This window comes from Arthrobacter sp. NtRootA1 (assembly GCF_019976975.1).
GTDB classification, from domain to species: Bacteria; Actinomycetota; Actinomycetes; order Actinomycetales; family Micrococcaceae; genus Arthrobacter; species Arthrobacter aromaticivorans.
In genome coordinates this window covers 2267785-2293781 of record NZ_AP024630.1, presented here as the reverse complement: position 1 = coordinate 2293781, position 25997 = coordinate 2267785, and the positions used below count along the sequence as shown (strand labels likewise).

23 protein-coding genes are annotated in these 25997 nt (G+C 62.0%); 21 read left to right on the top strand and 2 right to left on the bottom strand.

From position 1 onward, the window contains the following. Positions 1–150: 150 nt before the first annotated feature. Positions 151–1209 (bottom strand): formylglycine-generating enzyme family protein, encoded by a 1059-nt coding sequence (locus tag LDN90_RS10335; protein ID WP_223948969.1) that lies wholly within the window; start codon positions 1207–1209, stop codon positions 151–153. 196 nt (positions 1210–1405) lie between these two features. Here LDN90_RS10335 and LDN90_RS10330 point away from each other — a divergent pair, with 196 nt between their 5' ends. From LDN90_RS10330 to LDN90_RS10310, 5 genes are read left to right on the top strand one after another with little or no spacing between them, the layout of a single operon-like run. After that, complete coding sequence (locus tag LDN90_RS10330; protein ID WP_223948968.1) at positions 1406–2425, top strand: VOC family protein; 1020 nt, start codon at positions 1406–1408, stop codon at positions 2423–2425. A 6-nt stretch (positions 2426–2431) separates the two neighbouring features. After that, complete coding sequence (locus LDN90_RS10325; RefSeq protein ID WP_223948967.1) at positions 2432–3391, top strand: fumarylacetoacetate hydrolase family protein; 960 nt, start codon at positions 2432–2434, stop codon at positions 3389–3391. Beyond that, on the top strand, positions 3388–4425 hold the full coding sequence (locus LDN90_RS10320; RefSeq protein WP_223948966.1) for a cyclase family protein: 1038 nt from the start codon (positions 3388–3390) through the stop codon (positions 4423–4425). Before LDN90_RS10325 ends, LDN90_RS10320 begins: the two co-directional genes overlap by 4 nt. A gap of 39 nt (positions 4426–4464) precedes the next feature. Then, on the top strand, positions 4465–5535 hold the full coding sequence (locus tag LDN90_RS10315; RefSeq protein ID WP_223948965.1) for an amidohydrolase family protein: 1071 nt from the start codon (positions 4465–4467) through the stop codon (positions 5533–5535). A 14-nt stretch (positions 5536–5549) separates the two neighbouring features. Beyond that, positions 5550–6524: a fumarylacetoacetate hydrolase family protein gene (locus LDN90_RS10310; protein ID WP_223948964.1), complete on the top strand. Its 975-nt coding sequence runs from the start codon at positions 5550–5552 to the stop codon at positions 6522–6524. A 13-nt stretch (positions 6525–6537) separates the two neighbouring features. Here LDN90_RS10310 and LDN90_RS10305 read toward each other — a convergent pair whose 3' ends face one another. Further along, positions 6538–7545 (bottom strand): LacI family DNA-binding transcriptional regulator, encoded by a 1008-nt coding sequence (locus LDN90_RS10305; protein WP_223948963.1) that lies wholly within the window; start codon positions 7543–7545, stop codon positions 6538–6540. 397 nt (positions 7546–7942) lie between these two features. On the opposite strand from LDN90_RS10305, the gene LDN90_RS10300 reads away from it, so the two are divergent. From LDN90_RS10300 to LDN90_RS10225, 16 genes are all read left to right on the top strand, one after another. After that, positions 7943–9358, top strand: a complete 1416-nt coding sequence (locus tag LDN90_RS10300; RefSeq protein WP_223948962.1) for an ABC transporter substrate-binding protein — start codon at positions 7943–7945, stop codon at positions 9356–9358. Positions 9359–9514: 156 nt separating this feature from the next. Continuing rightward, positions 9515–10429: an ABC transporter permease gene (locus tag LDN90_RS10295; RefSeq protein WP_263426284.1), complete on the top strand. Its 915-nt coding sequence runs from the start codon at positions 9515–9517 to the stop codon at positions 10427–10429. A 28-nt stretch (positions 10430–10457) separates the two neighbouring features. Then, the gene (locus tag LDN90_RS10290) at positions 10458–11303 is read left to right on the top strand and encodes an ABC transporter permease (protein WP_223948960.1); all 846 of its coding nucleotides are present in this window, start codon (positions 10458–10460) and stop codon (positions 11301–11303) included. A 2-nt stretch (positions 11304–11305) separates the two neighbouring features. After that, on the top strand, positions 11306–13357 hold the full coding sequence (locus LDN90_RS10285) for an ABC transporter ATP-binding protein (protein ID WP_223948959.1): 2052 nt from the start codon (positions 11306–11308) through the stop codon (positions 13355–13357). 30 nt (positions 13358–13387) lie between these two features. After that, positions 13388–14746 carry a sulfatase gene (locus LDN90_RS10280; RefSeq protein ID WP_223948958.1) on the top strand — a complete coding sequence of 453 codons (1359 nt, stop codon included), beginning with the start codon at positions 13388–13390 and terminating at the stop codon, positions 14744–14746. Between the two features lie 392 nt (positions 14747–15138). Beyond that, complete coding sequence (locus LDN90_RS10275; protein ID WP_223948957.1) at positions 15139–16143, top strand: LacI family DNA-binding transcriptional regulator; 1005 nt, start codon at positions 15139–15141, stop codon at positions 16141–16143. A gap of 67 nt (positions 16144–16210) precedes the next feature. Continuing rightward, positions 16211–17614 (top strand): glucuronate isomerase, encoded by a 1404-nt coding sequence (gene uxaC, locus LDN90_RS10270; protein WP_223948956.1) that lies wholly within the window; start codon positions 16211–16213, stop codon positions 17612–17614. A gap of 35 nt (positions 17615–17649) precedes the next feature. After that, a complete protein-coding gene (locus tag LDN90_RS10265) occupies positions 17650–19065 on the top strand; it encodes a mannitol dehydrogenase family protein (protein WP_223949274.1) in 1416 nt (471 codons plus the stop codon). A gap of 34 nt (positions 19066–19099) precedes the next feature. After that, positions 19100–20329: a D-mannonate dehydratase ManD gene (gene manD / locus LDN90_RS10260; RefSeq protein ID WP_223948955.1), complete on the top strand. Its 1230-nt coding sequence runs from the start codon at positions 19100–19102 to the stop codon at positions 20327–20329. Continuing rightward, positions 20326–20889: a gluconokinase gene (locus LDN90_RS10255; protein ID WP_223948954.1), complete on the top strand. Its 564-nt coding sequence runs from the start codon at positions 20326–20328 to the stop codon at positions 20887–20889. Before manD ends, LDN90_RS10255 begins: the two co-directional genes overlap by 4 nt. Positions 20890–21176: 287 nt before the next feature. Next, positions 21177–21575 carry a DUF202 domain-containing protein gene (locus LDN90_RS10250; RefSeq protein WP_223948953.1) on the top strand — a complete coding sequence of 133 codons (399 nt, stop codon included), beginning with the start codon at positions 21177–21179 and terminating at the stop codon, positions 21573–21575. Beyond that, on the top strand, positions 21572–21922 hold the full coding sequence (locus LDN90_RS10245) for a DUF202 domain-containing protein (protein WP_223948952.1): 351 nt from the start codon (positions 21572–21574) through the stop codon (positions 21920–21922). Before LDN90_RS10250 ends, LDN90_RS10245 begins: the two co-directional genes overlap by 4 nt. Positions 21923–21951: 29 nt before the next feature. After that, complete coding sequence (locus LDN90_RS10240) at positions 21952–22284, top strand: hypothetical protein (protein WP_223948951.1); 333 nt, start codon at positions 21952–21954, stop codon at positions 22282–22284. Positions 22285–22501: 217 nt separating this feature from the next. Continuing rightward, positions 22502–24001 carry a sulfatase-like hydrolase/transferase gene (locus tag LDN90_RS10235; RefSeq protein ID WP_223948950.1) on the top strand — a complete coding sequence of 500 codons (1500 nt, stop codon included), beginning with the start codon at positions 22502–22504 and terminating at the stop codon, positions 23999–24001. Positions 24002–24379: 378 nt separating this feature from the next. Next, positions 24380–24604, top strand: a complete 225-nt coding sequence (locus LDN90_RS10230) for a shikimate kinase (RefSeq protein WP_223948949.1) — start codon at positions 24380–24382, stop codon at positions 24602–24604. Between the two features lie 206 nt (positions 24605–24810). Then, a complete protein-coding gene (locus tag LDN90_RS10225) occupies positions 24811–25023 on the top strand; it encodes a hypothetical protein (RefSeq protein WP_223948948.1) in 213 nt (70 codons plus the stop codon). Positions 25024–25997: the final 974 nt, after the last annotated feature.

Sequence of the window (25997 nt, the reverse complement as noted above, 5' to 3'; positions counted from 1 at the left end):
GAAGGAGGGGTCCTCGTTGATTCCCTAGGCGTTCCGGATGCAGTTCTGAGTTGATTCAACTACTAGCGTGATGCACCTCATGTATCTGAGAAAGTCTCATCTTCAGATACAAACTATTAGGGAACTGTATATGTTGGGAATTGAAACCGATCAGCTTGGATGGGGTGACCGTTTCATCTCCGCGACGGTGCGGAACCCGCAGTTTCCACTTGATGAATCAGGGGTGTTCGAGGTCCTCGCTGCAACCCGGTAGCGGTTGCAGTAGGAGTGGTGGCAGAGGTATGAACCGCCCCGCATGACGCGCCCCGCTCCGATGGTCGGCCCCTGTGGATTCTCTCTGGGCGAGTTGCGGTAGTACCGGGGCAGGTACCAGTCCGAGCACCATTCCCAAACATTGCCGGCCACCTCGTATAGCCCGTAACCATTAGGTGGAAAGGTCCGGACGGGCGCTGTCCCGACATATCCGTCATCAGCTGAATTGGCCTCTGGAAAAGTACCCTGCCAAATGTTGCAGAGGTGCTCACCCTGGGGACCATAGAGGTCGTCACCCCAGGCATAGCGCATTCCCGAAAGCCCTCCGCGAGCGGCATACTCCCATTCCGCTTCTGTAGGCAGGCGGCGCCCCGCCCACTCGCAATAGGCCAGGGCGTCGCTGTGGGAAACGTGCACCACGGGGTGGTCAGGAAAGTCGGACCAGTGCGAGTTGGCTCCTCCGGGGTTTCGCCAATGAGCTCCCTGCACGCTAAGCCACCAAGGCGCTCCGGAGGCCTGTCCCAAAACATGCTGGGGAGGTGCCGCAAGAAGCAAATGGAACACCGCGGAGTTTCCGTAGAGCTCAGCCTCCGTCGTGTGGCCTGTCGCATCCACAAACTTGCTGTACATCTCGTTGGTTACGGCGGTTCTGTCCATGCGGAAAGTGTCAATGCTGACCTCATGGACCGGCGTTTCGCCGTTGGCGGCATAGCCTTCGTTGAAGGCGTCGCCCATCGAGAAAACACCCCCGGGTATAAGCACGTCGTCATGGATCACACCGGAAGATGGGTGTCCGCCGGTTCCGAGGCCGATCTCCACTCTCCCCAGCTGGTGGTCTCTGCCACCACCAGAGCAACAGGAACCGGACATTTGGGCCGCTTCACCTCTGGCATCTTTCTCGGTGGGCGCCCCAGGTGTGGGATCTTTGGCCAGCGCAGCCTTCGGCAGGTCATTCATGAGGTTCCTTTTACTATCAAGTGAAGTTGGACAGACAGCCCAAGATGATGGTGACCTATGCTACCGACTTCAAACCATATAATTTGCCGATATTTGGCATTCGGAAATCGGTCTATGACAAATACCAATACGCCTCCATAGTGGTGATGTCCCCGGCACTCCGGGATCGAATTCTGCTCCAGAAGGAAGTGACCACGTGGAAACTCCACTCTCCCATCTTGCCCACCTCGAGATCACCAGCCCGGACGTCGAGGCCTCGGCCAAGTTCTATGAGGAAAAGTTCGGCATGCGCATCATTGACCGCGTGGACGGCAACGTCTACCTGCGCTGCTGGGGCGATTATTACCGCTACAGCCTCGTGATCACCGAGGGCCCGGAAGCGTCCCTGGGCCGCATGGCCTGGCGCACCAACTCCCAGGCGGCCCTGGAAGCTGCTGCCGAGCGCATCGAAGCCACCGGTGTGCAGGGCACGTGGAGCGCCGGCGGCCACGGCTACGGCAAGGCCTACGAGTTCACCGGCCCCTACGGCCACCACATGCGCCTCTTCTACGACGTGGAAAAGTTCGTGGCGGAGCCCGGCTTCGAGTCCACCTACCCGGACCGGCCGGAGCGCCGCAGCAGCCACGCCGCAGCACCACGCTTCCTGGACCACGTCACCGTGGCATCCTCTGATGTCCGCGGCTTCGCCAAGTGGTACAACGAGGCCCTCGGTTTCCGCGTCATGGCCTTCGTGGACCTGGACGAGGCTCCCATCACCGTCTTCTCCGTGCTGACCACCAATGAAAAGTCGCATGACCTTGGCGTGGTCCTGGACACATCCAGCCGCGCCGGCCGCGTCAACCACATCGCCTTCTGGGTTGATGCCACCGAGGACCTGCTCCGCACCGCCGACGTCATGATGGAAAACGGGACCCCGATGGAATACGGCCCCTCCATCCACGGCGTGGGCGAGCAGAACTTCCTGTACTTCCGCGACCCCTCCGGCCTGCGGGTGGAGCTCAACTCCGGCGGCTACCGCAACTACGTCCCGGACTGGCAAGCCAACACCTGGAAGCCCTCGCTCGGTTCCAACAACTTCTACAAGAACGGCGCCATGCCGCACTCCATGACCGAATCCTTCCCACCGGCCGAAGGCTTCACCGCCACCGAAGAAGGCGCCTCCCCCGAAATGAAGGAAGCCCTGCTGAACCCGTACGCCAAGCAGGGCCGGGGCTAAGGCGTGATGGCTGAAGCAACGTATGCGCTGGTCCGGTTCCAGGAGCCGGGCGACAGCAAGGCGCGCGCGGGCCTGCTGATCAATGACCGGGTCCTGCCGCTGGACGGGGACATCAATTCGCTGATCGAGCATTGGGACACCACCGAAGTCCAGTTGGACGCACTCGCCGCCTCCGCAGACGCGGATACCGGCCTGCCTCGTGCCGCCGTCGAGATCCTCGCCCCTGTGGAACCGGCCCAGGTCCTGCAGACCGGCGCCAACTACCGCAAACACGTCATCGACCTCGCCGCCGCGCACCGCGAGCCCGGCCAGGTCGAGGAGGAAGTCCGCGTCAAAACCGCCGCGATGATGGACAAGCGCGCCGGCCAGGGCACGCCGTACTTCTTCATCGGACTGCCGACCGCGATTGCATCCGCGACCGACGACCTCACCCTGCCGGCCTACTCCAACAGCCACGACTGGGAGCTGGAACTGGCAGCAGTGATCGGGAAGACAGCGTTCCGGGTTACCCCCGAAGAAGCGCTTGAGCACGTCTTCGGCTACACGATGGTCAACGACATCACCACCCGCGAGTACGTCTTCCGTAAAGACATGCCAGCAATCGGCTCGGACTGGTACCGCGCCAAGAACGCCCCGGGCTTCCTGCCTACGGGCCCACTGCTGGTTCCCGCCAAGTTCTTTGGCGACCCGCAGGACGTCCAGGTCATCCTGAAGCTGAACGGTAAAGCCATGCAGGACGAATCCACGCAGGACATGATCTTCGGCGTCGCCAAGCTGGTCAGCGAAGCCTCCCAGATCATGCCGCTGCGCCCGGGCGACCTGGTGCTCACGGGCAGCCCCGCCGGCAACGGCCAGCACTGGGGCCGGCTCCTCCAGGACGGGGACGTGATGGAAGGCACCATCACCGGGCTGGGCACCCAGCTCATCCACTGCAAAGACGAAACCATCGAAAGCAGCAAGTCGTGACCACACAGGACACAGCACGTATCACCGGAACCGGGGAATCAACTGATTCCCCGGTCATCCGGCGTGACGATCCGCTCGGCAGCATCCGGGCCATGGCGCAGGCCCACAACAACTGGGGCCGCTGGGGCCAGGACGACGTCCTAGGCACCCTGAACTTCATCGACGCCGGCAAGCGCATCGAAGCCGCAGCACTGGTAAAGACCGGCGAGGCGTTCTCGCTATCCCAGCCGTTCGACACCAACGGCCCGCAGAAGGGCTGGCGTCGCCGCACCAACCCCGTCCACACCATGACGGACACCGGCGTCGATGCCGAACGCGGCAACCAGGGCTTCCCGCACGGCTTCGGCGGCGCAGACGACGTGATCGCCATGCCGCTGCAGTGCTCCACCCAGTGGGACGGCCTGGGCCACATCTTCGACCAGGGCAAGGCATGGAACGGCCGCGCCGCCGGGGACGTGGTCACCTCCGAGGGCGACCTGGTCACCGGCATCGAAACCGCCGCTGCCAAAATCGTCACCCGCGGCGTCCTGCTCGACGTCGGCCGGGCGCTCGGACCCGAACTGGGAAGGAACGACGGCGAACTTCCCGACGGGTTCGCCATCACCCCGGAACACCTGCAACGGACCATCGAGATCCAAGGTCCGAGTTCCGAAGTGCGGCGCGGCGACATCGTGGTGATCCGCACCGGCCAATACAGCCGGGTCCGCCGCGACGGATGGGGCGACTACGCCGGCGGAGCCGCCCCGGGACTGTCGTTCAGCACCGCGCCGTGGCTGCACCGCAGCGAAATCGCCGGCATCGCCACCGACACCTGGGGATTCGAGGTCCGGCCCAACGAATTCGATGCCGCCTTCCAGCCCCTCCACCAGATCGCCATCCCCAACCTCGGCCTGTTCCTCGGCGAAATGTGGGACCCGGACGCACTGGCCGAGGCATGCGGGGCAGACGGCAGGTACGACTTCCTCCTCACCGCCGCACCACTGCCCATCACCGGCGCCGTCGGATCGCCGGTCAACCCAATCGCCGTCCGATAACCACGACATTCCTACTGCAGTTAAGAACGAGGACCACACATGACTGACACCAATGTGCCGCCCGTAGTGGATGTCCACGCGCACATCCTGCTCCCGGCGCTGCAGCAGCTCGTTGCCGACGCGGACCCCGAAGGCTTCGCCGTGCTGCAGTCCCTGGAGGTGCGGCGCAACGGGCCCGAGTCCATGGCTGCCTCGGGAAAGATGATTAAGGAACGCTGGCCGCAGCTGATGGACCTGCATCGACGGCTGGCAGACATGGACGCGCAGGGCGTTGACGTGCAGCTGGTCTCGCCCTCGCCCTCGCATTTCTACTACTTCGCCACCGAAGAACTCGCCCTCGAGGTGGCGCGGCAGGCCAACCAGGCAGTACGGGAGTTCGTGGACCGCGCACCGGAACGGCTCAACGGCCTGGGCGTGGTCCCGCTCCAACACCCACACCTGATGGTGCAGACGTTGGAGCACGCCGTGCTGGAATGCGGACTGCTTGGCGTGGAGATCGGCTCCTACGCCGCCACTCCCGGCGATTCCGACCGCAGCACGGTGGAGCTTTCGGACCCCCGGCTGGAACCGTTCTGGTCCCGCGCCGAAGAGCTCGGCGCGGTGGTGTTCCTGCATCCCTTCGGCTGCTCGTTGGATGAACGGCTGGACCGCTTCTACCTGGCCAACACCGTGTCCCAGCCCGCGGAAAACGCCGTTGCCCTGTCGCACCTGATCTTCAGCGGCGTCCTGGACCGGCACCCGGCCCTCAAAGTCCTGGCCGCGCACGGCGGCGGCTACCTCCCGACCACGCTGGGCCGCTCGGACCACGCCTGGAAGGTACGGCCCGAGGCACATGGCTGCGCCCAGCCGCCATCGTCCTACCTGCACAAGCTCTACTTCGACTCCCTGGTGCACAGCCCGGCCGAACTGCGGGCCCTAGTGGCTGCCGCAGGTCCCGGGCACGTGCTGCTCGGCTCTGACTACCCGTTCGACATGGGTTCCGACCTTCCCGTGGACGAGGTGGAGGCTGCCGCGCTGCCGTCCGACGACGAGGCCCGGGTTTTGAGCGGCAACGCACGCGCACTGGGCATCACCGCTGCGGCCGACCTGGCGACCCGACCCAACGCGTAAGGAAGAAGAACCACATGGTCAAGATCGCACGCTGGAATCACGACGGCGGCACGCAGTCCGGCTTTGTTGACGGCGACACCTGTTTCGCCCTCCCCCAGGGCCAGGACGTGCAGACGCTATTCGACGCCGGACTCGATGGTGCGCTGGACGTTGCCCGGCGCACCATCGGGTCCGGCACCGGGGTGCCGCTGGCGGACGTGCAGCTGCTCGCACCCCTGCAACCCGCCACCATGCGGGACTTCGTGGCGTTCGAGGAACACGTCGAAGGGGTCCGGAAGAGCATCGATGGCGCCGCCGGAGTGGTGCCCGAATGGTACGAGGCACCCACCTTCTACTTCACCAACCCGCATACTGTGACCGGAACTGGCGAGGTCGTCGGAATACCCGCCGGCTGCACCGACCTGGACTTTGAAACGGAGGTCGCTGCCGTTGTCGGACGCGTCCCCGGCAGCGACGGCAGGAACCTGTCAGCGGAGGAGGCGCACCGGCACATCTTTGGCTACACCATCCTCAACGATTGGTCAGCCCGGGACCTGCAGCGCCGGGAAATGAAGGTCGGCCTGGGCCCGTGCAAGGGCAAGGACTTCGCCAACACTCTGGGGCCGTGGATTGTCACCGCCGACGAGTTCGAGAACCGGCACGACGCCGAGGGGTTCCTGCCCATCGCCATGTCCGTCGAAGTCAACGGCAAGCAGATCGGACAGGACCTGCTCTCCAACATGGGCTGGCCGTTCGCCGAGCTCGTGGCTTATGCCTCCCAGGACTCCGTGGTGCGTCCTGGCGATGTGCTGGGCTCAGGCACCTGCGGGAGCGGCTGCCTGGCAGAACTCTGGGGGCGCAACGGGTCCCAGACTCCGCCGCCCCTGGCAACCGGCGACGCGGTCCGGATGACCGTTGAGGGCATCGGCACCATCGAAAACACCGTCGGTGAAGGGCGGAGAGGAATAGCACCTCTGGCCGCCAGACCTAGGCCCGGCACGGGCCGTTAGGGTCGAATCGGTGTCAGCCGCCGTTGGCCGCGTGACAGCCGCAGGACTCTCGCAGCTCGATGTGTGGCGGCATCAGCTCTGCGAAGGGCTCGCCCCCGTCAATCATCTGGAGTACACGTTCCGCCGCCCTGGCTCCCAACTGGCCCACGGTAATGGAGGTCACGGGAGGATCGAACAGTTTGGAGATCGGCAGGTCGTCGAAGCCAATAACGGGCAGAGGCTCCTTACCAGTTTTTCGCCAAGCACTCAGGAAAGCGTAGGCCACAAGATCGCTGTGGCAGATCAGGCCGTCAAACTCGGTCTGGGTGGCTATCGCCGCGGCGCTCATCTGCTCGGCAGAATCAGGGGTGACAGGCCCGTGAAGATCGAACACCAGGCTGACACCCGTTGTCTCTTCAATCCTTGCCCGCACGCCGTCCAGCCTGTCGCGCCGCGCAGGCCCTTCGGAGGGACCGCCAAGGAACGCAAGCTTCGTGCAGCCATGTTGGACGATCATGTGTTCGGCGGCTTTCCAGCCGCCAAGGAAGTTATCCGGCCCCACGTAAGCACCGGATTCGGAGGGGGTGCGCGTCACTGCAAGCACAGGAATTGGCGCGGACGCGAGCAGCCTACGAGTCTCCGCCAACTCTCCTGCGGCCGGGACGTAGACCAGAGCATCAACGGGATATTCGAGGAAAGAGCGGACAAGCTGCAGCTCCCGGTCTTGGTCGTCGAAAGTGTTACTGAGCATGGTGAAGTAGCCTGCCGAGGCCAGCCCCTGTTCGAGTCCCTGTGTCAGGTTTGCGAAGGAAGGATTGGCGATGTCGGTGATGAGCACGCCCACGCTCGAGGAACGCTGCGTACGAAGACTCGCCGCGCCGCGATGGTACACATAACCGAGCTCCCCCATGGCTGCCAGAACACGCTCCCGGGTCTCCGGGCTTAGCCGTCCTGTGCCGCGCACTACCAAAGAGGCCGAAGCCCGGGAAACTCCGGCGTGCTTGGCGACATCAAACAGTGTGACGCGCTTTGTGGCGGGCATGGCATCTCCTCATTCCCGAAGACTGAACGCGTGACCAATGGTTGTCATGGCCGGTTCCGTGCATGAGAGAAACCGGGAAGCTTCAATCAGCCGTCTACCTTGATCATCCTAATCCAAGATGAACGCAATTTTGCTAGTTCGATCCAACAAAAGTATTGCAACTCCCATATCGCTGGTAGTAGCCTGTGATAGATCGATCCACCAATTCTAATTCAGCACTCATCAATGACGAGGAGTCAGGATGTTTCCTTTTCCGCAGGGCAGAAAGCCTGGAAGCCTGTTACGCCGGGCGACTGTCACCTTTATGGCTATAGCCCTGACTGTGTTGGTCTCTGCCTGCTCGTCAGCTCGGGATCTGGGCAGTTCGGCGACTTCCACTCCCGTTAAGGGTGGCAGCGTGACCTTCGCAGTAGCGCTCGACGCTATCCCGGGAAGCGTATTCCAGACCCTGGAGACGAACTACCCTTGGTTTAACAACGTTTTCGAATCGCTCTTGACAGTTGATCCTAAAGATCCAGATCACCCAAAGCCCTTGCTCGCTTCCAGCTGGAAGGTTTCTGAGGACAACCTTTCCATCGACATCACCCTGCGCGACGACGTCACCTTCCATACAGGGCGCAAGATGACCGCGGACGACGTGAAATACTCGTTCGAGCAGGCGGCCAAACCTACGTCCGGCTCCCAACTCTCCTTCGTTCCCAAGGCCTTCCAAGCCATGACGGTTGTCAGCCCCACCGAACTGAAGATCTCTTTTACCGGTCCTCAGCCGAGCCTCTTTGACTTCTTCAACCAGACCCCCATCATCGATGAAAAAACTGCATCCGGCCTGGCGGACGGTACCCGGGTTACGGGTACCGGGCCATTCATGTTCACTGACTGGAAGCCCGGCGCCTCATTCACCCTGAAAAAGTACGAGCGGTACTGGAACGCGAAGGCAGTTAACCTCGACAGCATCCAGTATGTTGTCACGACGGATGCGACCGCGCTGCTGTCGGCGCTTAGAAGCGGACGCGCACAAATTGCCATGGGTATCACTGCCACGGATGCCAAATCTTTCGACGGCAACAATCAGTACCAGGTCACAGGCTCCGGCGGGACGTTCTATACCTTCGGTATGAACACCTCAGTGGCCCCATTCAACAACCCGAAAGTGCGTCAGGCCGTGGCATATGCCCTCGACCGGGACCGCATCAACTCCCAAGTGCTGGCGAAGACAGGCTATGTGTCGGACTTGTACTGGGGAGCGGCAACGCCGGGGCTCAATGGCGACGACGTCACCCACTATTCGTACGACCCGGACAAGGCCAAACAGCTGATCCAGGAAGCGGGTGCGGCCGGCGCTACTGTACCAATCACCTTCCACGGCAACCCTGTCGTCAAAGCCATGTTCGAGATTGTCGCCAACAACCTCACGGAAATCGGCCTCGCACCTCAGGCGAACAACGTCGACCAGCCCACCTTCCAGGCCCAGCAAATCGCTGCCGACCTTGGAACCGCTTGGCTCCAAAACAACGGGCAAGGCGGACTGTCACCGGCGACGTTGCTGAATTCCCTCCCCGTCCTGCGGAAGACAAACCCCTCCAAATTCGTCTCTCCGGAGTACGACAAGCGCAGGCAGTCCATGTTTACTGCCACAAGCGAGTCAGACAAGAAAGCCGCGCTGCAAAAGATGACGGACTATGTGCTCGATCAGGTATGGGCTGCCCCAATCATCCAGGCACCATCTCCCGTCGTAGCCTCGTCCGCCCTGCACGGCTTACAGCTTTCCCCCCGAGGCCCCGTCGTGCTGACGGAAGCTTACCTCTCCAAGTAACCGGAGAAATCCCTGTGGGTGGGGCTGGCCCTGGGCTGCCCCACCCACCAAGTCGCCGAAGGCACGGGTGCCAGCGCTCCAAGTTCAGGCCCCCTTGTCCTTGCAGAGAGAACTGAGAGTTTCGTGCTCCAATTCCTGACCCGGAAGATTCCTTCCGTGCTCTTCGTCCTTGTCGTCAGCTCTATCGTTGCCTTCATCCTGCCAAGGCTCGCACCAGGTGATCCGGCCGTCGTGCTCGCGGGCCCTGATCCTTCACCCGCCACCGTTGAGGCTATACGGCAACAGCTAGGCCTGAACCTGCCATTGTGGCAGCAATATCTCGACTGGATGGGAGGGCTTCTTAAGGGAGACCTTGGCCAGTCTTATGTGCTCCACCGCCCTGTCGGCGAGCTCATCGCCGGCAGGCTTGAAAGTACGCTGGAACTCGCCGCGCTAGCCGCGCTCATCATGATCGCTGTGGGCCTGGGGCTGGGCATGCTGGGCGGCTCACCCCGCTCACGTTGGGCGCGCAGCATAATCGACGTCTTTAATACAACTTTTCTTGCAGTACCTCCGTTCCTCACCGGCCTTCTCCTGATCCTGCTGCTCGGTATAGTCATCCCGCTGCTGCCGGTGTCCGGTGAAATGGGCTTCTTCGAAGATCCGGGCATCTCAATCCAGTTCCTGATCCTGCCAGCCACTGCACTGGCCCTTCCCCAAGCTGCCGTGGTCGCCCGCCTCCTTCAGACGAGCATGCTGCAGATCAGGAGCGAGGATTTCGTCGACCTGGCCACGGCCAAGGGCGTCTCCCCGTTTCGGATTACGCACAAGCACGTATTGCGCAACAGCTTCGGCAATGCGGTGGTGGTCATCGGCCTAAGGATCGGGGAACTCCTTGCCGGTGCGATCGTTGTTGAATCGATCTTCGCCCGCAACGGCCTCGGATCCCTGGCGGTCTCCTCGGTGCAAAGCCGCGATTACCTCGTCATCCAGGTGCTGATCATGTCCGCTGTGTTCATCGCCGTCGTAATCCAACTGCTATCCGAAATCGTTCTCGCAGCGCTTGACCCGCGCATTCGACTGGGGGCCTGACATGACAACCATCAGCAAGCAGACAAAAATGGCACGGGAACCACGCCGCTTCAACCTGACAGCCTCCCGCTACCTCCAGGCATTCCGCCAGCCTAAGGGAATCTTCGCGGCCACCGTGATAGTCGTCCTGACCACAGCGGCTTTCCTCGCACCAGCGGTCTTTCCAGGAGGCTACGACCAGCAGGGCCGTGACGCACTCCTCCCCATGTCCCCTGAGCACCTGTTTGGCACGGACGAGTTGGGACGAGACATCCTGGTCCGCAGCTTGTTCGGACTTCGGACCGACCTTACTTTGGTCTATATTGCGGCTCCCATCACCATGGCGGTTGGAACCCTGCTTGGCCTCATCGGATTCGTATCCAAAACTACGGGCACCTTGATCCAACGCATCCTCGACGTCATTGTCGGCTTCCCGGGCCTGGTCCTTGGCATCTGTGTGGTGCTGGTTCTCGGCACCGGGTTTCCCGCCCTCCTCATCTCCATCGTGGTCATCGGTCTTCCAACCTTCGGTCGCCTCGCACGGGCGGCTCTGCTGTCCCAACAGCAGCGGGAGTACGTCACGGCCGCAAGGACACTGGGCATCAGCCGATCGACGATCGTGGTCCGGCACCTGCTGCCCAACGCCGTGGATGCCATCATTGTGCAGGGCGCAGTGTTCATCGTTCACGCCGTCTTTCTGGAAGCAAGTCTCTCCATCGTGGGTCTAGGAATCCAGCCGCCACAGCCCTCCCTCGGCGCACTGCTCAACACGGGGATGCGCTACATCACCCAGTCGCCCACCTACATCCTCGGGCCGATCATCATCCTCCTGCTCCTGGCATTCGCGTTCAGCCTGCTGACCGATGCCCTGAATGAAACGGTGAACCGAAAGTGACCATGACCAGTGACACCAGGGACTCCGCCTCCGTCCGCGAAGATCAACCGTTACTCCGCGTCGAAGGACTGCAGGTCAGCTTCCCGACAAGCCACGGCGTGGTCCGCGCCGTCAACGACATCAGCTTTGAAATCGGTGCCGGAAGAATTCTCGGAGTCGTCGGCGAATCCGGGTCCGGAAAGAGCGTCACGGCACGCTCGATCATGCGCATGCTGCGCGCCCCCGGACAGGTGGATGGCGGAAAGATCATGCTCCATGGCCGCGACCTCCTGAACGAGACGGAGGCGACCATGCGCGACGTCCGTGGCAAGCGGATCGCTATGGTCTTCCAAGATCCGCAGGCTGCGCTAAACCCCATGATGCGTGTCGGCGATCAGATTGCCGAGACTCTCATTGTCCACGGCACCCGGAAGCACGAAGCACGCCAACGCGCCCTCGAACTGCTCCACAAGGTGGGAATCCCCGACGTTGAACGAACCATTGAGCAGTACCCGCACGAGTTCTCCGGCGGTATGCGCCAGCGCGTTGTCATCGCGATCGCCCTGGCCAACGAGGCCGAACTCCTCATCGCAGACGAGCCGACAACAGCGCTCGACGTCACCATCCAGGCACAGATACTCAAGCTTCTGGTAGATCTCCGGAAGGACCTCGGCGTTGCGATCATCATGATTACCCACGACATGGGCGTCGTCGCTGAACTCTGTGACGAGATGATCGTCATGTACGGGGGACGCGTCGTTGAATCCGGCCCTGTGCGAACCGTATTCAACAATCCGCAGCACCCCTACACCAACGCCCTCCTGCGCGCCGTTCCACGCATTGATACACCGGCCGGACATGCGCTACCGGCCATTCCCGGCTCGCCACCGGACCCTGCCCGGCTTCCGGGCGGCTGCAGTTTCCATCCTCGTTGCCCGGTCGCCGTCGAAAAGTGCCGGACCGACCGCCCACCGCTTGAGGTACTGGCCCCTTCACAGAGGGCTGCATGTTGGGTCAGCGCTTCCGGAGGGGACGTGGAGGCCCTTCCGATGCCGGTGGTGAGAACCCGGACCACTCCAGAGGAACCCGGGAAACCGATTCTGCAGGTGGAAAACGTTCGGACAAACGTCGGCAAGCCTCGCCACCCGATTTGGGCCGTGAACGGCATCAGCCTTGAAGTGAGGGCGGGAGAAACTCTGGGAGTTGTCGGCGAGTCCGGCTGCGGCAAGTCGACACTTTCCCGAACGATCGTGGGCATTAATCCGGTTGGTGAGGGCCGGATAACCGTCGCCGGCCGGGACGTCACCCGCATGGGAAAGGAAGACCTCCGAACGGTCACCTCAACAATCCAGTACGTCTTCCAAGACCCCTATGCGTCCCTGAATCCCCGCCGCACCATCGGCCAATCCCTCGAAGAGGCCCTCTCGGTCGCGGGGGTAAAAGGCCACGCGGCCCGCACCCGGTCGCGTGAACTCCTTGAACGGGTTGGCCTTAACGGTGACCACCTCGACAGGTACCCTTACGCGTTTTCGGGTGGACAGCGTCAGCGTGTTGGAATCGCGCGCGCTCTCGCTGCAAATCCGAAGATGCTCATATGTGATGAGCCGGTCTCAGCGCTGGACGTTTCCATCCAGGCGCAGATCATTAACCTCCTTGAGGACCTGCGGGACGATCTCGGCCTAGGCTACCTATTCATCGCTCACGACCTTTCGGTTGTCCGCCACCTCAGTGACCGCGTCGCCGTGATGTATCTGGGCCGCGTGGTGGAAATGGGCACTGCCGAAGAGGTATACGGTGCTCCTCAACACCCCTATACCGCTGCTTTGCTATCGTCCACACCCGAGCCGGATGTCGACGCCCGTAAGCGGGAGAGGATCGTTCTTGCAGGCGACATGCCCAGTCCCGCAAACCCGCCCAGCGGTTGCCCTTTTAGAACGCGCTGCCCGATAGGCCCGTTGTTCAACAAAGACCGAGAGATTTGCGCCACGACTCCTCCCCCACTCGCGGTGACCTCGAACGGCCAGATTGCGGCGTGTCATTTCGCTGGAGAACTCGCTGCCGCAGCCACTGTCTGAGCCTCCCGCCCCATATTCAGAAAGAGAACCATGACAACAGAAGCTCCGGACATCGTCCTCATCCACTGCCACGATTTGGGCCGCTGGCTCTCGATATACGGCATGCCGGACGTACCAAGCCCGAACCTGGAGGCCTTCGCCAAGGGTTCGGTCGTATTTGAGAACGCCCACTCCACAGCCCCGCTCTGTTCCCCTGCCCGCGGATCACTGTTCACCGGACTGTCGCCCCACCGTCACGGCGTCCAGGGTCTCGCCCACAACTCGTGGCGTTACAGGGGTAATGTCCTCACAGCACCCGAACATCTGGCAAAGTGCGGATACAAGTCAACGCTCATCGGACTTCAGCACGAAAACGCCGACGCCCGTCTTATCGGTTTCGACGACGTTATCGGGCTCGGATATCTCCCGCGCGCCAACACGGTCGTGGAGTCAGCCGCGGCCTGGTTACAAAGACTGCCCGCGAAGGGCGAAAGGGCCCCGATATTCCTCACCGTGGGCATCTGGGAGGTCCACCGCCCCTGGCCGGCCGAAGATTACGCTGCTGCCGACCCCAGCCAGGTGAACGTTCCGGCTTACCTTCCGGACAACGAATCGACCCGCGCCGACATCGCAGCGTTCCACGGCTCAATCCGCCAACTCGACGCTGCAATGGGACGGATCTTCAAAGCCATTAATGAGGAACTGAACCCGAGAACAACAATGATTGTTTTCACCACCGATCACGGAGCCCCGTTCCCCCGTGCCAAGAGCTCACTTTATGACGCCGGAACGGGTGTCACGCTCATCGTCAGGCCACCAACTGCATGGGATGTTCGGCCAGGAGTCCGCCGGGAAATTGTAAGCCACCTCGACATCCTGCCAACCTTCCTTGACGCGGCCGGCGCCTCCGCTGACGAGAACCTTGAGGGGATTTCTTTGAGGAGTCCCATGCAGGAACCCTTAGACACAGGATCCGAACGCGTTGTCTTTACATCCAAGAGCCACCATGACCATTACGACCCGATCCGGGCAGTCAGGTCGGAAAACTATGCGTATATCCGGAATTTCGAGCCGAACCCACTCCTGAAGCTCTCCGGCGATCTTGAAGGCAGCCCCACGCGCCACGGAATGGGCGATTCACACCTGGCCCCACGCCCCCGAGAGGAGCTCTACGACCGCGAAATCGACCCGGACGAGCTGACCAACCTTGTCGATGACCCGACATATGCAGGCATTCGTTCCCGATACTCCGCCCTGTTGGCAGAGTGGATGGACGACACCCGGGACCCGCTCTTGGATGGACCCATCACCACGCCGCCACCACGGACACGAACGACCGATGGTCTCCCCGAACTGGCCGCACCGAAGCGCCTTCCGGTCCCGTCCCACCTCGAGCCGACTAAGACCTAGCCAGGGCTGTACAGGGACGTCATGGACACCGGTACGCATTCAGTCAGATGGAACGGATGTCTCCGAACGCACGGTTCACGGCAAATCGACCCTGAGCCCGATACGTGAGCACGGATATACCGCCGGCTATGAAACAGCCGCGCACGAGCACTGAAGGTAATGGGTCTTCCGGGCTGTTGTGGAAGTGGACGGAGGCCGGACTTAGTCTGCCCCTTCGAACTATCACCAATCGAAATACCTTCTACATGAAAGGCACTCTTCCAGTTCCTGGGCTGTCACGGGAGAGTCAACAAGAGGCATTTCTCGAAGGGACGCTTTGGCGACCTTACAACAATTGAGCGAACATCATTGCCCTCATTATCACTGCGGCACAACGAACGGAGGCTGGAGCTGTGGCAAAATCAGTGCATTCCCGTGCAACCATCTACGACGTTGCACGGATGGCAGGCGTCCACCCATCAACAGTCTCCCGGGCATTGAGCACACCCGGAAGGGTGAACGCAGGCACGAAGAAACGCATCGATGAAGCCGCTGCTGAGCTGGGGTATCTTGCGAACCCCTTCGCAAGGGCCTTGCCCACAGGGCGCACCAACACCCTCGGACTGTTAATCCCCAAGACACAAAATCCGGCATTCTATGACGTTATCTGCACGGCCCAACAGGTCGCCGCCAGCCGGGACTATGCCTTATCGCTCCATGTGTCCTCCGGTGGGGCCTGGACAAGAAGTGGTACTGGCCCTCGTCTGATGGAAACAGTGGACGGTCTCTTGCTGGTAAGCCCTGATATGGATGACGACACCATCCGTGACCTAGCTGATGCAAAGCCGGTTGTGCTCGTGAACCGGGAGGTGCAGGGTGTCCCGAGTGTGCTGCCCGACATAAGCAACGGACTTAACCAAGCCTTTCGGAGTCTTGCGGCGTCTGGCCACCGTGAAATCGCTTTTGTGGCAGCCCCCGGTGACTCGTGGATGTCCCGGCGCCGCTGGGAGAGCGCAAGCGCAGCCAGCACCTGGCTTGGACTTAGGCTCCACAAGGTGTACGCCACCAAAGACAGTACTGACGGCGGCAGGGAGGCGGCACGCAGCGTACGTGCTTGCGGAGCGACAGCGGTTGTGGCCGATAGCGACCTGCTCGCCATCGGACTCATGCAGGAACTCCACGCGGCGGGTCTCGGTATACCCGATCACGTAAGCATCATCGGTTCCGACGACATCCTCGCCGCCGAGTTCACCTCTCCGCCACTTAGTACCATCCGTTGCTCCTCGGAAGCTTGCGCAGCGCAAGCGACAGCACTGCTGCTGGACATCGTCCACGGCGCGAGTGCCCTGGACACAGTCATCACCGTGGAAACAGAGTTCGTCATGCGTGGATCCAACGGCAGATTTACCTCTATGTGAGTGTCCCTACTTTTGGTTCCCGAATGACAACGCCACCTAACACCCCTAAATCTGAAAGTGACAGACCATGCCATCGCTAATAGCGTTCCACCCGGAGCGACTGCTGCCTGCCGATCCCGGGGTCAGGGAGATTGCCCGCTCGCTCTTCGCGAAAGTGGAAGGCCTGCCGATCATTTCCCCGCACGGACACGTGGACGCGGCAGTAATCGAACAAAACACGCCCTTTCCTGACCCGGCAGCGCTGCTGGTCACCCCGGACCACTACGTCACCCGGCTGATCCACGCCGGCGGCGTGCCCATGGACCAGCTGGGCCTGGGCAGCCAGCCGGCGGATTCGAGGCAGGTGTGGCGGCATTTTTGCGAGGCATGGCGCGCTTTTGAAGGGACCGCGTCGGGGTACTGGATCCGGCAGGAGTTCGCGCACGTGTTCGGCCTTCTGGAGGAGCCGTCCGCGGAGAACGCTGACCGGCTCTACGACGCACTTCAGGCCAAACTGTCCGAGCCAGGTTTCCGCCCGCGCGAGTTGTTCAAGGAATTCAACATCGAGGTGTTGGCCACCACGGATGACCCGCTGGATTCCCTCGACAGCCACGCAGCCCTTCAGGCGGATCCTGCCTTTGCGGGCAGGGTGCTGCCCACGTTCCGGCCGGACCAATACCTGAACATGGCGCATCCGGCCTGGCGGGACAACGTGGAGCGCCTCATCAGTGCGGCCGGGGACGGTGCCACCGGTTACGCCGGGTACATCCAGGCACTCGAAGCGCGGCGGCGGCACTTCGTGGAGCGCGGCGCTGTGTCCGCTGACCACGGCGTGTTCACGCCCGCCACATTGAAACTGGACGACGGCGAGGCGGAGCGGCTTTTCGAGCTCGGCCGCGCCGGCCAGGCCAGTACTGCGGACCGGGATGCCTTCGAGGCACACATGCTGTACCAGATGGCCAGGATGTCGGTGGAGGACGGCCTGGTCATGACCATCCACCCGGGCTCATTCCGCAACCACCATGTGCCCACCTTCGAGGCCTTCGGTGCGGACACTGGCCATGACATTCCGGTAGCCGTCAACTACACCGAGGCCGTCCGCCCGCTGCTGCAGGATTTCGGCACGGCCAAGGATTTTCACCTGGTTCTGTTCACCCTGGACGAGACGGTGTTCTCCCGGGAACTGGCGCCGCTGGCCGGGTTCTACCCGTCGGTGTACCTGGGGGCGCCGTGGTGGTTCCTGGACGCCCCGGACGCGATGCTGCGGTTCCGGTCGGCGGTCACCGAGACGGCTGGCTTCTCGCGCTCCTCAGGCTTCATCGACGACACCCGGGCCTTCTGCTCCATCCCGGCCCGCCACGACACGGCCCGCCGGATCGAGGCATCATTCCTGGCACGGCTCGTGGCCGAACACCGGATCACCGAAGAACGGGCGCACGACCTGATCGTCGACATCATCGACGCGGCGCCGCGGCGGGTGTTCAAGCTGTGAAGACGACCCAGTCGGCAGACCACCCCGTCCCTACACTGAACTCTGTTCCTGTCCTGCACCGGGGCCTGAAGCCGCTACCCAACGCGCCGGTGCGGATTGTGCACCTCGGCTTGGGTGCGTTCCACCGCTCGCACCAGGCCTGGTACACCCAGCACGCCGGTGATGCGGCGCAGTGGGGCATCGCGGCGTTCACCGGGCGCCGCCCCGATGCCGCAGAGGCACTGTCCGCCCAGGACTGCCTGTACACCTTGGTGGAACGCTCAGCAGGCGGGGACAGCTTCGAAGTCATCGGCAGCATCGTCGAGGCGGTGGACGGCGCCAACGTCAGCCGCCTCTGCGACCTCGTTGCTGCCAAGGAAACGGCAATCATCACCCTGACCATCACCGAGGCCGCATACGGGCTGGCCGCGGACGGAACGTTCGACCCCGGCGGCCCGGGTGTCGCGGATGACCTCCACACGCTGTCGGCAGCCGCGTCCGGCGGAACAGGGGCGCCCGGCACGCCTTTGGGGCGCCTGGTGCTTGCCCTCGCGCGGCGCCGCGACAGCGGCACGGGACCCATCGCCGTCGTCAGCTGCGACAATCTTTCGGCCAACGGCGAGGTGGCCCGTCGCGCGGTCCTGGGCCTGGCGGGCGCCTGGGGCCAAGGACTGGTGGAATGGATCGATACGAACGTCAGCTTTGTCAGCACCTCTGTGGACCGCATTACCCCCCGCACCACGGAGGCGGATATCGCGGAAGTCGCCGAACAATGCGGCTACCGCGACAGCTCGCCGGTGGTGGCCGAACCGTTCCGGAACTGGGTGCTCAGCGGTGATTTCCCGGCCGGCAGGCCGCGCTGGGAGGACGCAGGCGCCGTGCTCGTGGATGACATTGAGCCGTATGAGCACCGCAAGCTGTGGCTGCTTAACGGTTCGCACTCGATCCTGGCGTACGCCGGGCAGCTCCGTGGCCACGCCACGGTGGCCGAGGCTTTGGCCGATCCGACGTGCCGGAAGGCCGTGGAGGACTTCTGGGACGAGGCCGCCCGCCACTTGACCGCTGAAGAGCTGGATATCCCGCAGTACCGGCAGGCCCTGCTGGACCGGTTCAGTAACGCCCGCATCGCCCACCGGCTGATGCAGATCGCAGCTGACGGGACCACCAAGCTGCGTATGCGCGCCGTGCCCGTCCTAATGGCGGAACGGGCCGCGGGCCGCAGCGGCGCCGGCAGCGCCCTGATGATTGCCGCCTGGATCGATTACATCGCCACAACCAAAGACTTCCAAGACCCGCTGCGCTTGGAAATACAGGCGGCAAACGCCCTCAAGGGCGAGGACAGAGTGGAAGCCCTGCTCCGCCTGGTCAGCGCCGGCCTTGCCGAGGACCCGCAGATCGTTGCGCTTGTTCGGCGCCTGCCAGGATTTTTCACCCCAAACGCTGCGGCCACGGCCGCCCCGATACAGCACTGAAACTGCCTCTAGCTCCGGAAGGAACCACTTCTCCATGAAAATCATCGCCGCCGACGTCTTTGTCACCAGCCCGTCCCGAAACTTTGTGACGCTCCGGATTACCACCGAGGATGGGGTTACCGGCATCGGTGACGCGACTCTAAACGGCCGTGAGCTCGCCGTTGCCGCGTACCTCAAGGAGCATGTGGCGCAGCTGTTGATCGGCAAGGACCCGCACCGGATCGAGGACACCTGGCAGTTCCTGTACCGCAGCTCCTACTGGCGCCGCGGACCCGTGACCATGGCCGCTATCGCCGCGGTAGATATGGCGCTGTGGGACATCAAGGGCAAGGTGGCCGGCATGCCGGTCTACCAGCTGCTAGGCGGGGCGTCCCGCAACGGGCTGCGTGCCTACGGCCACGCCTCGGGGGCCGATCTTCCGTCCCTGTTCGACTCCGTCCGCGAGCACCTGGAACTGGGCTACAAGTCCATCCGCATCCAGACCGCCGTTCCCGGAATCAAGGCCGTCTACGGTGTTGCCGCACAGGCCCAGGCCTCCGGGGAGCGCTACGATTACGAGCCTGCCGGGCGGGGTGCCTTCCCCGTGGAGGAAGACTGGGACACCCGCGCCTACCTGCGCCACCTCCCCACCGTCTTCGAAGCCGTGCGCAATGAGTTCGGCCCGGAAATCCCGCTCCTGCACGACGGCCACCACCGCATGACCCCCATTCAGGCAGCCAAGCTTGGCAAGGCGCTGGAACCGTATGACTTGTTCTGGTTGGAGGACTGCACACCGGCCGAGAACCAGGAAGGCCTGCGCCTAGTGCGCCAGCACACCACCACACCGCTGGCCATCGGCGAAATCTTCAACACCGTGTGGGACTACCAGACCCTCATCAAGGAGCAATTGATCGACTACGTCCGCGCAGCCTCCACCCACTTCGGTGGCATCAGCCCGTTGAAGAAGGTCATGGACTTCGCCGCGCAGTACCAGATCAAGTCCGGCTTCCACGGCCCCACGGACATCTCCCCGGTGGGCTTCGCCGCCCAGCTGCATGTTGGCCTGGCGATCCACAACTACGGCATCCAGGAATACATGCAGCACTCGGACAAGACCAACGAGGTCTTCCAGCAGTCCATGACGTTCAAGGACGGCTACCTGCACCCCGGGGACGAGCCCGGCATCGGTGTGGAGTTCAACGAGGAAGCCGCCGCGGCCTACCCCTACCAGCAGGCCTACCTGCCCTACAACCGCCTCATCGACGGAACGGTCCATGACTGGTGAACACTTCCCAACCCAACACAGGCCAGCCTAAGCTCCGGATCGTCGTGATGGGCGTTTCCGGCTGCGGCAAGACCACCATCGGCGACGTCGTGGCGCGGAAACTGGGCGTGCCCTTCCTGGACGGCGACTCCTTGCATCCCGTGGAGAACGTGGCCAAGATGGCAGCCGGCACACCCCTGACGGACGAGGACCGCTGGCCCTGGTTGGCAATCGTCGGGCGGGAGCTGGCTGCTGCCGGGGAAGGCGGCCTGGTTCTGGCCTGCTCGGCGCTGCGGCGTGTCTACCGCGACGCAATCCGCGCCCAGGCACCGGACACGATTTTCCTTCACTTGAACGGGGGCAAGGACGTTCTCGCACAGCGGGTGGCAGGCAGGTCCGCACACTTCATGCCCCCCGCCCTGCTCGACTCCCAACTCGCCACGCTCGAACCACTCGACACCGACGAGGCCGGCGTCGTCGTCGACATCGCCGCCCCAGTCACCGACGTCGTGGCCCAGGCACTTACGAGCCTGGCCGCCCCTGCTCACGTACTGTTCGCTGAACTCCCAGAGCAAAGGTGACTGCTATGGAACGTCAAGGTACTTATTGGGCTTGTTTCCTATCAGCTTCGCGTCGACGAGCTGATGGCCGCCGCGAAGCAAGCCGACGGCTACCCGCGCAGAGGCACCGTGCATCACCTGCGATTCCGGCCCTTGCCACGGCTACTTCTAGGAGGAAATCCCGCGCTAGGGCTGTCACGTTCGGTACCGCGTGCCTTTCCTTCGGCGACCTTGCGACTCCGCACACTCCCCCCAATTGCCAAAACCGCCGGGCCCCAATCCGGTGGCCTGGTTAGAAAGAAACCTACATGTCAAACACCAGGCCAGATGACAGCGGCAGCCGGATGCCGCTGTCGGTCCGCCTCCTGCGCGGCGGCGAAGAACCGGATCCCCGATTCACCCTCGCAAACGAACGAACTTTCCTGGCATGGATCCGTACCTCCTTGGCTTTACTTGCTGCCGGCGTCGCGGTCGAAGCCTTCATGGCAGACTTTTTCGGCCCGGAGCTACGGAAAACCATTTCAGTTCTCTTACTGTTTTTAGCTCTCGCCCTTGGCAGTGGATCCTTCTTTCGATGGCTTGCTGTGGAACGTTCAATGCGCCATAGCATCCCTCTGCCGCTACCCTGGATCGCGCCCATCCTGGCCGCGGGCGGTAGCCTGGTTGCCGCCGCCATGGTCGTTTTCGTTATTGCTCACCCCACATGATGAAACAGCCATCAAAGGACCCCCCAAGGCATGGCGATGCCGGCCTCCAGCCTGAACGCACGGACCTCGCCTGGGGGCGCACCACCCTATCTCTGGTCGTCGCGGCTGCCGTCTTCCTGCGCTGGATTCCCCATCACGGCTGGTTTATCGGAGTCCTCGTCGCCGTAGCCATTCTTGGCGCCTTGTCCATCAACTTCACCCGCAGACGCCGGTACCACCGGGCGATCCACGGTATTAGAAACGAAATTATGGCCTCCGACCTTGCATCCACAGCGGCCCTCGCCACAGTCGTCGTCGTCTTATCGGGGCTTGGCATCTACGCTGTCCTCTTCCTGCCCTTGGGTTAGAGGACGACGCATGCATATTAGGAGGACTCGTGTCCCACGATCCGCTTTTTTCGATCGTCACCGCAGCCTTGACCATTATGGGCGGCGAGCGTTTCCCGACCTGGCCGTTTCCTCCTTCCCTTGAGGTCAGCGTTGTGGAGGAGCCCAGAAGCAAAGATGAAAAACTTAGCCACGCGGTCGGCCTGCTGATACCCGCGGCTTTGGAACGGAAGCAGGGGATCCTCGTCATAGAACGCGATTATGGCCAGTACACCATCCGTGTCGATCAAGGAGTGCCATGCGGCGTGACTCAGGAGTCACGAGGAGGAGTGGTCTGGTCACCAAGGATGCCCTCGACCATAAGGGGCGACGGAAGGGGCTGAAGCCTCATGCCCGGCCGCACAGCCCCCATTGGAAATCCCACGGTTCACCTCTGCCCTGCGAACCATCGGAAATTTGCATAAATACTATTTAGAATCCGGCTTTTTCAAATACTTCAATGCGAGGAGAGTTGAGTTCAGCAGAGAGCCCGTTAAGCGGGCCGTCACAGGTTCCTGCGTGCGCGGGAAGTTCCAATCTCAAAAGAGGATGTAGGCCTTCATGGATAAGCCCAACATTGTTTTGGTTGTTTCGGATCAGCACAGAGGCGATTGGTTAGGGAGGGCCGGCAGTAAACTGGTAGACACCCCTAACCTTGATCGCCTGGCCCAAAGGGGCGTCACTTTCGAGCAGGCGTACTGTTCTTCGCCGCTTTGCGTGCCGTCACGAATGTCCATGATGGCTGGCAGGGAGCCTCACCAAGTTGGTGTTTTCGGCAACGAGGATATTCTGCCTTCAGGGATTCCAACCTTTGCGCACGCTCTGGGGCTTGGCGGATATGACACGGTCCTGTGCGGCAGGATGCACTTTGTCGGCCCGGACCAAAGGCACGGCTTCCAGCATCGTTTGGTGGGAGACATTACCCCGAGTTATCCGGGCGGTCCCAAAACCGACTATGCCCATCTCGCCCGTACCCCGGGCCCGGTGAAAGACTCGATCGACCTTGCAGGTCCTGGTCATAGTCCAGTGATCGACTTTGACGACGCTGTAATCCGAGGCTACGAGGACTTCGTCCTGGAGCGTGTCCGTGCCGGAGTGCAGGATTCTCTACTGATCACAGTGGGCCTCTACTCACCGCATGCACCCTTCACATGCCCGCCCGAGGAATTTGAGAAGGCGTTGGCGGCCGTGGATGCCTTCGACGAAGTTGTCGCCGTCGATGATCGGCCACATCCGTGGGTTGAGGATCAATGGCGCAAGCACGGGCTGAATGAGGTTACACCGGAGCAGGTGAGGATGGTCCGGGCCAATTACGCTGGCCTCATCAATCATCTCGACAAGAACATTGGCCGCATAGCTGCTGTCGCTGCCGAACTTCCTGGCGACACTATTTTCGTCTACGTGAGCGACCACGGTGAAATGGCAGGGGACCATGGCCTTTTCTGGAAGCGTTCGTTTTACGAACCCTCCTCACGGGTACCGATGATATGGAATCAAATCAGTCAGGGATCGCGCCGTTACGTTGCAGAAGGTCTCCGGATGGACTTGCCGGTCAGCCTCACGGATATCGCGCCCACCTTGGTCGCCCTTGCCGACGCGCCGCAGCTCCCCAACGTGGACGGCGATAATCTCGCGCCCCTACTGGCTGGAGATCCGACAGACAGCGACTGGACTGAGCGCCCTGTTTTCTCGCAGTTGGTCGATGGAAGCACCTCCGCTATCCGCATGGTGAGGAAAGGGGACTACAAATGCGTCTATTACCACGGGTCTCTTTCGGTCCAACTGTTTGATGTGCGGAAGGACCCGAGCGAACTCAACGACTTGGGCAGTGATCCTGCCTACGAGGACGTTCGTGCCCAACTCCTTGAACTTATCCGCGAAGGATGGGAAGCCGACGCCATCCTCAGCGAACGCTCTCTGGACAGGCATGACAAGGGCTTCCTCCGCGAATGGGGACGAAAAGTTGGTGCCGGAAGGATGGACCTGTGGACAGAAACCGGGCCGTTCTTCGACTCGGTGGCGGCCCAGCGTGCAGCGAAGCTGGAGCGCGTAGGGGGATAGCAGGTGCAGACCGTCCGAGAAGGACGTAGTCGTTGCCGTCCTATTCAATTGGCACGACCTCGACGCTGGCGTTTCTTCGATTTTCGAGAGAACCGGTGGGACGACGGGCACCACCGTTCCGAACTCCAGAAATTCCCGGGCGATCTCAACTCGCCCGGGAATTTACCGTCAAGGTCACCCTAGAACTTCGCCCGCCCTCCCTGGTTTTCATTATTTCCGAGCTGATCCACCCGGTCAGCGCCACCCACGTGGGGAGAACTTGGTGCTTCGCACGTTTCTGGCGACGCATGGAGTTGTGGCAGTGGTCGGCGCACTGTGTTCGCTTGGTTCCAACGGCCGCGAGAATGCAGCAATCAATAAGGAAATTACTGCCCTATAGTGGCTCTGACCGCCGAACCGGTGGCGGTGCTTCCACGCCTGCTCAGAAATCCCGACCGCCCTCTACTAAAGGGCAAGGTGGCCGAACAGTGGCTGAAACTTCACGAACAGCGGAAGGCTATATACGCGTCAATGGCGGACATCAGTCTCGAAGCGGGCCTCGGAACCCCAGCCTGCCACGCCCAGAAACTCCTCGTGCTACTGGCTGCCACATCGGCTACGTGATCTGGTCCAGTCGATTCCTGGCCGAATCCTGTCGTAGAACTTGAGCAGTCCAGCTGAGGCGCTCCCCATGCTGACGGCCTTGTGTGAACGTCCCCGCGTTCGGATCCGTCAGGCAGCCAACGCCATCCGTTCGTAACCAGCCAAGCCTCCCTTAGGAGTTGTCCCACCGACCACCGGATCCTTCCCTCGTTATGCACGTGACCCCGATGACCACCGCGTCTCCCCCATCGATCACACTCAGTATCCGCCGCCGCGCCGAAATGGAACGCCAGCTCGACGGCGCGGTCGAGAGCTTAGTGGGAACGGCAAAGCAACTTCGCCAAGGCGTTCCCGTCACCCGAATCAGCCCGGCCCAGTTCGAGATCAGCCTCAGCCAAGAAATACCGTATGGCACGATTAACGAGGACGTCTGCTGGTAAGCACTGTCCCTATCGTTGGAATGGTCAGTGTTTAGGCAGCCCCGTCCGGGCAAGGCACACCCAATCCTGACGTCAGATGCCATCCGATACGGCATCAGACTAGGGCGTATGTCGCAGATGTCTGACGGTTCACCCCCGAGGTCGTAGACCCTGTGCTGGCCAGTCGGCCGCGACTCAGGCTAGCTAAAGCCTTTCCGCCCATCGTCGTTGGAATGCAGCTTCTAACAAAAGATGAGACGAAGTGCCGCTACAGCACGTGGGTTTTTGGCGACCAGTCATGACGCCGATGACGGCACGCGGAATGAACACGTGACAGCAAAAAAGCGAGCAAAACGTGGTCACCAACAAAGCAGACTTAAGTGTGCACATTGTGCACACCCCCTTTGGCCGGACAAAGCGGCTCTTCCGTGCCGTGACGAGACGGAAATCTCTCGAAGTCATGTCGTGCCAAATCCCCGACCCCATGAACAGGTGTAGGCCACCACGGACCTACCGAACAGAACCGAAGAAGGAATCCGCGTGACACCATCTGAGATCCAGCGGAACGCCCACCAGCCAGGGCACTGAACCCGCTCCCCCACACAACCGAACAGGCCGCACCCGGCGGCCAGGCACGAGCCGGGCATCCCAATCAGAGGGACTTGTCAACATTTGTACACACTTAAAAGCAAAAACCCCTCTGACGAGGGGTTATGCCGTGCCCGAGGTGGGACTCGAACGCGATTCTTGGCCTTGTGGATACTGGGAAGTGGCGGAAACATGCGGAATCCGGGCCAGTCCGGCGGTTGTACGGAGCAGTCCGAGGCGAAAGGTGTGCACATCGTGCACACTTTCTTATTTGCCCGTTTGCTGGGCAGCGCGAGACATGCCGAACTGCCCGGCGAACGGCCTCAGGAATCACGGACAAGGGCAGGCTGGCGGCGATCCAACCGCAACACACTGGGCAACTAGACTTCATCACTTTCCTCCTTCAG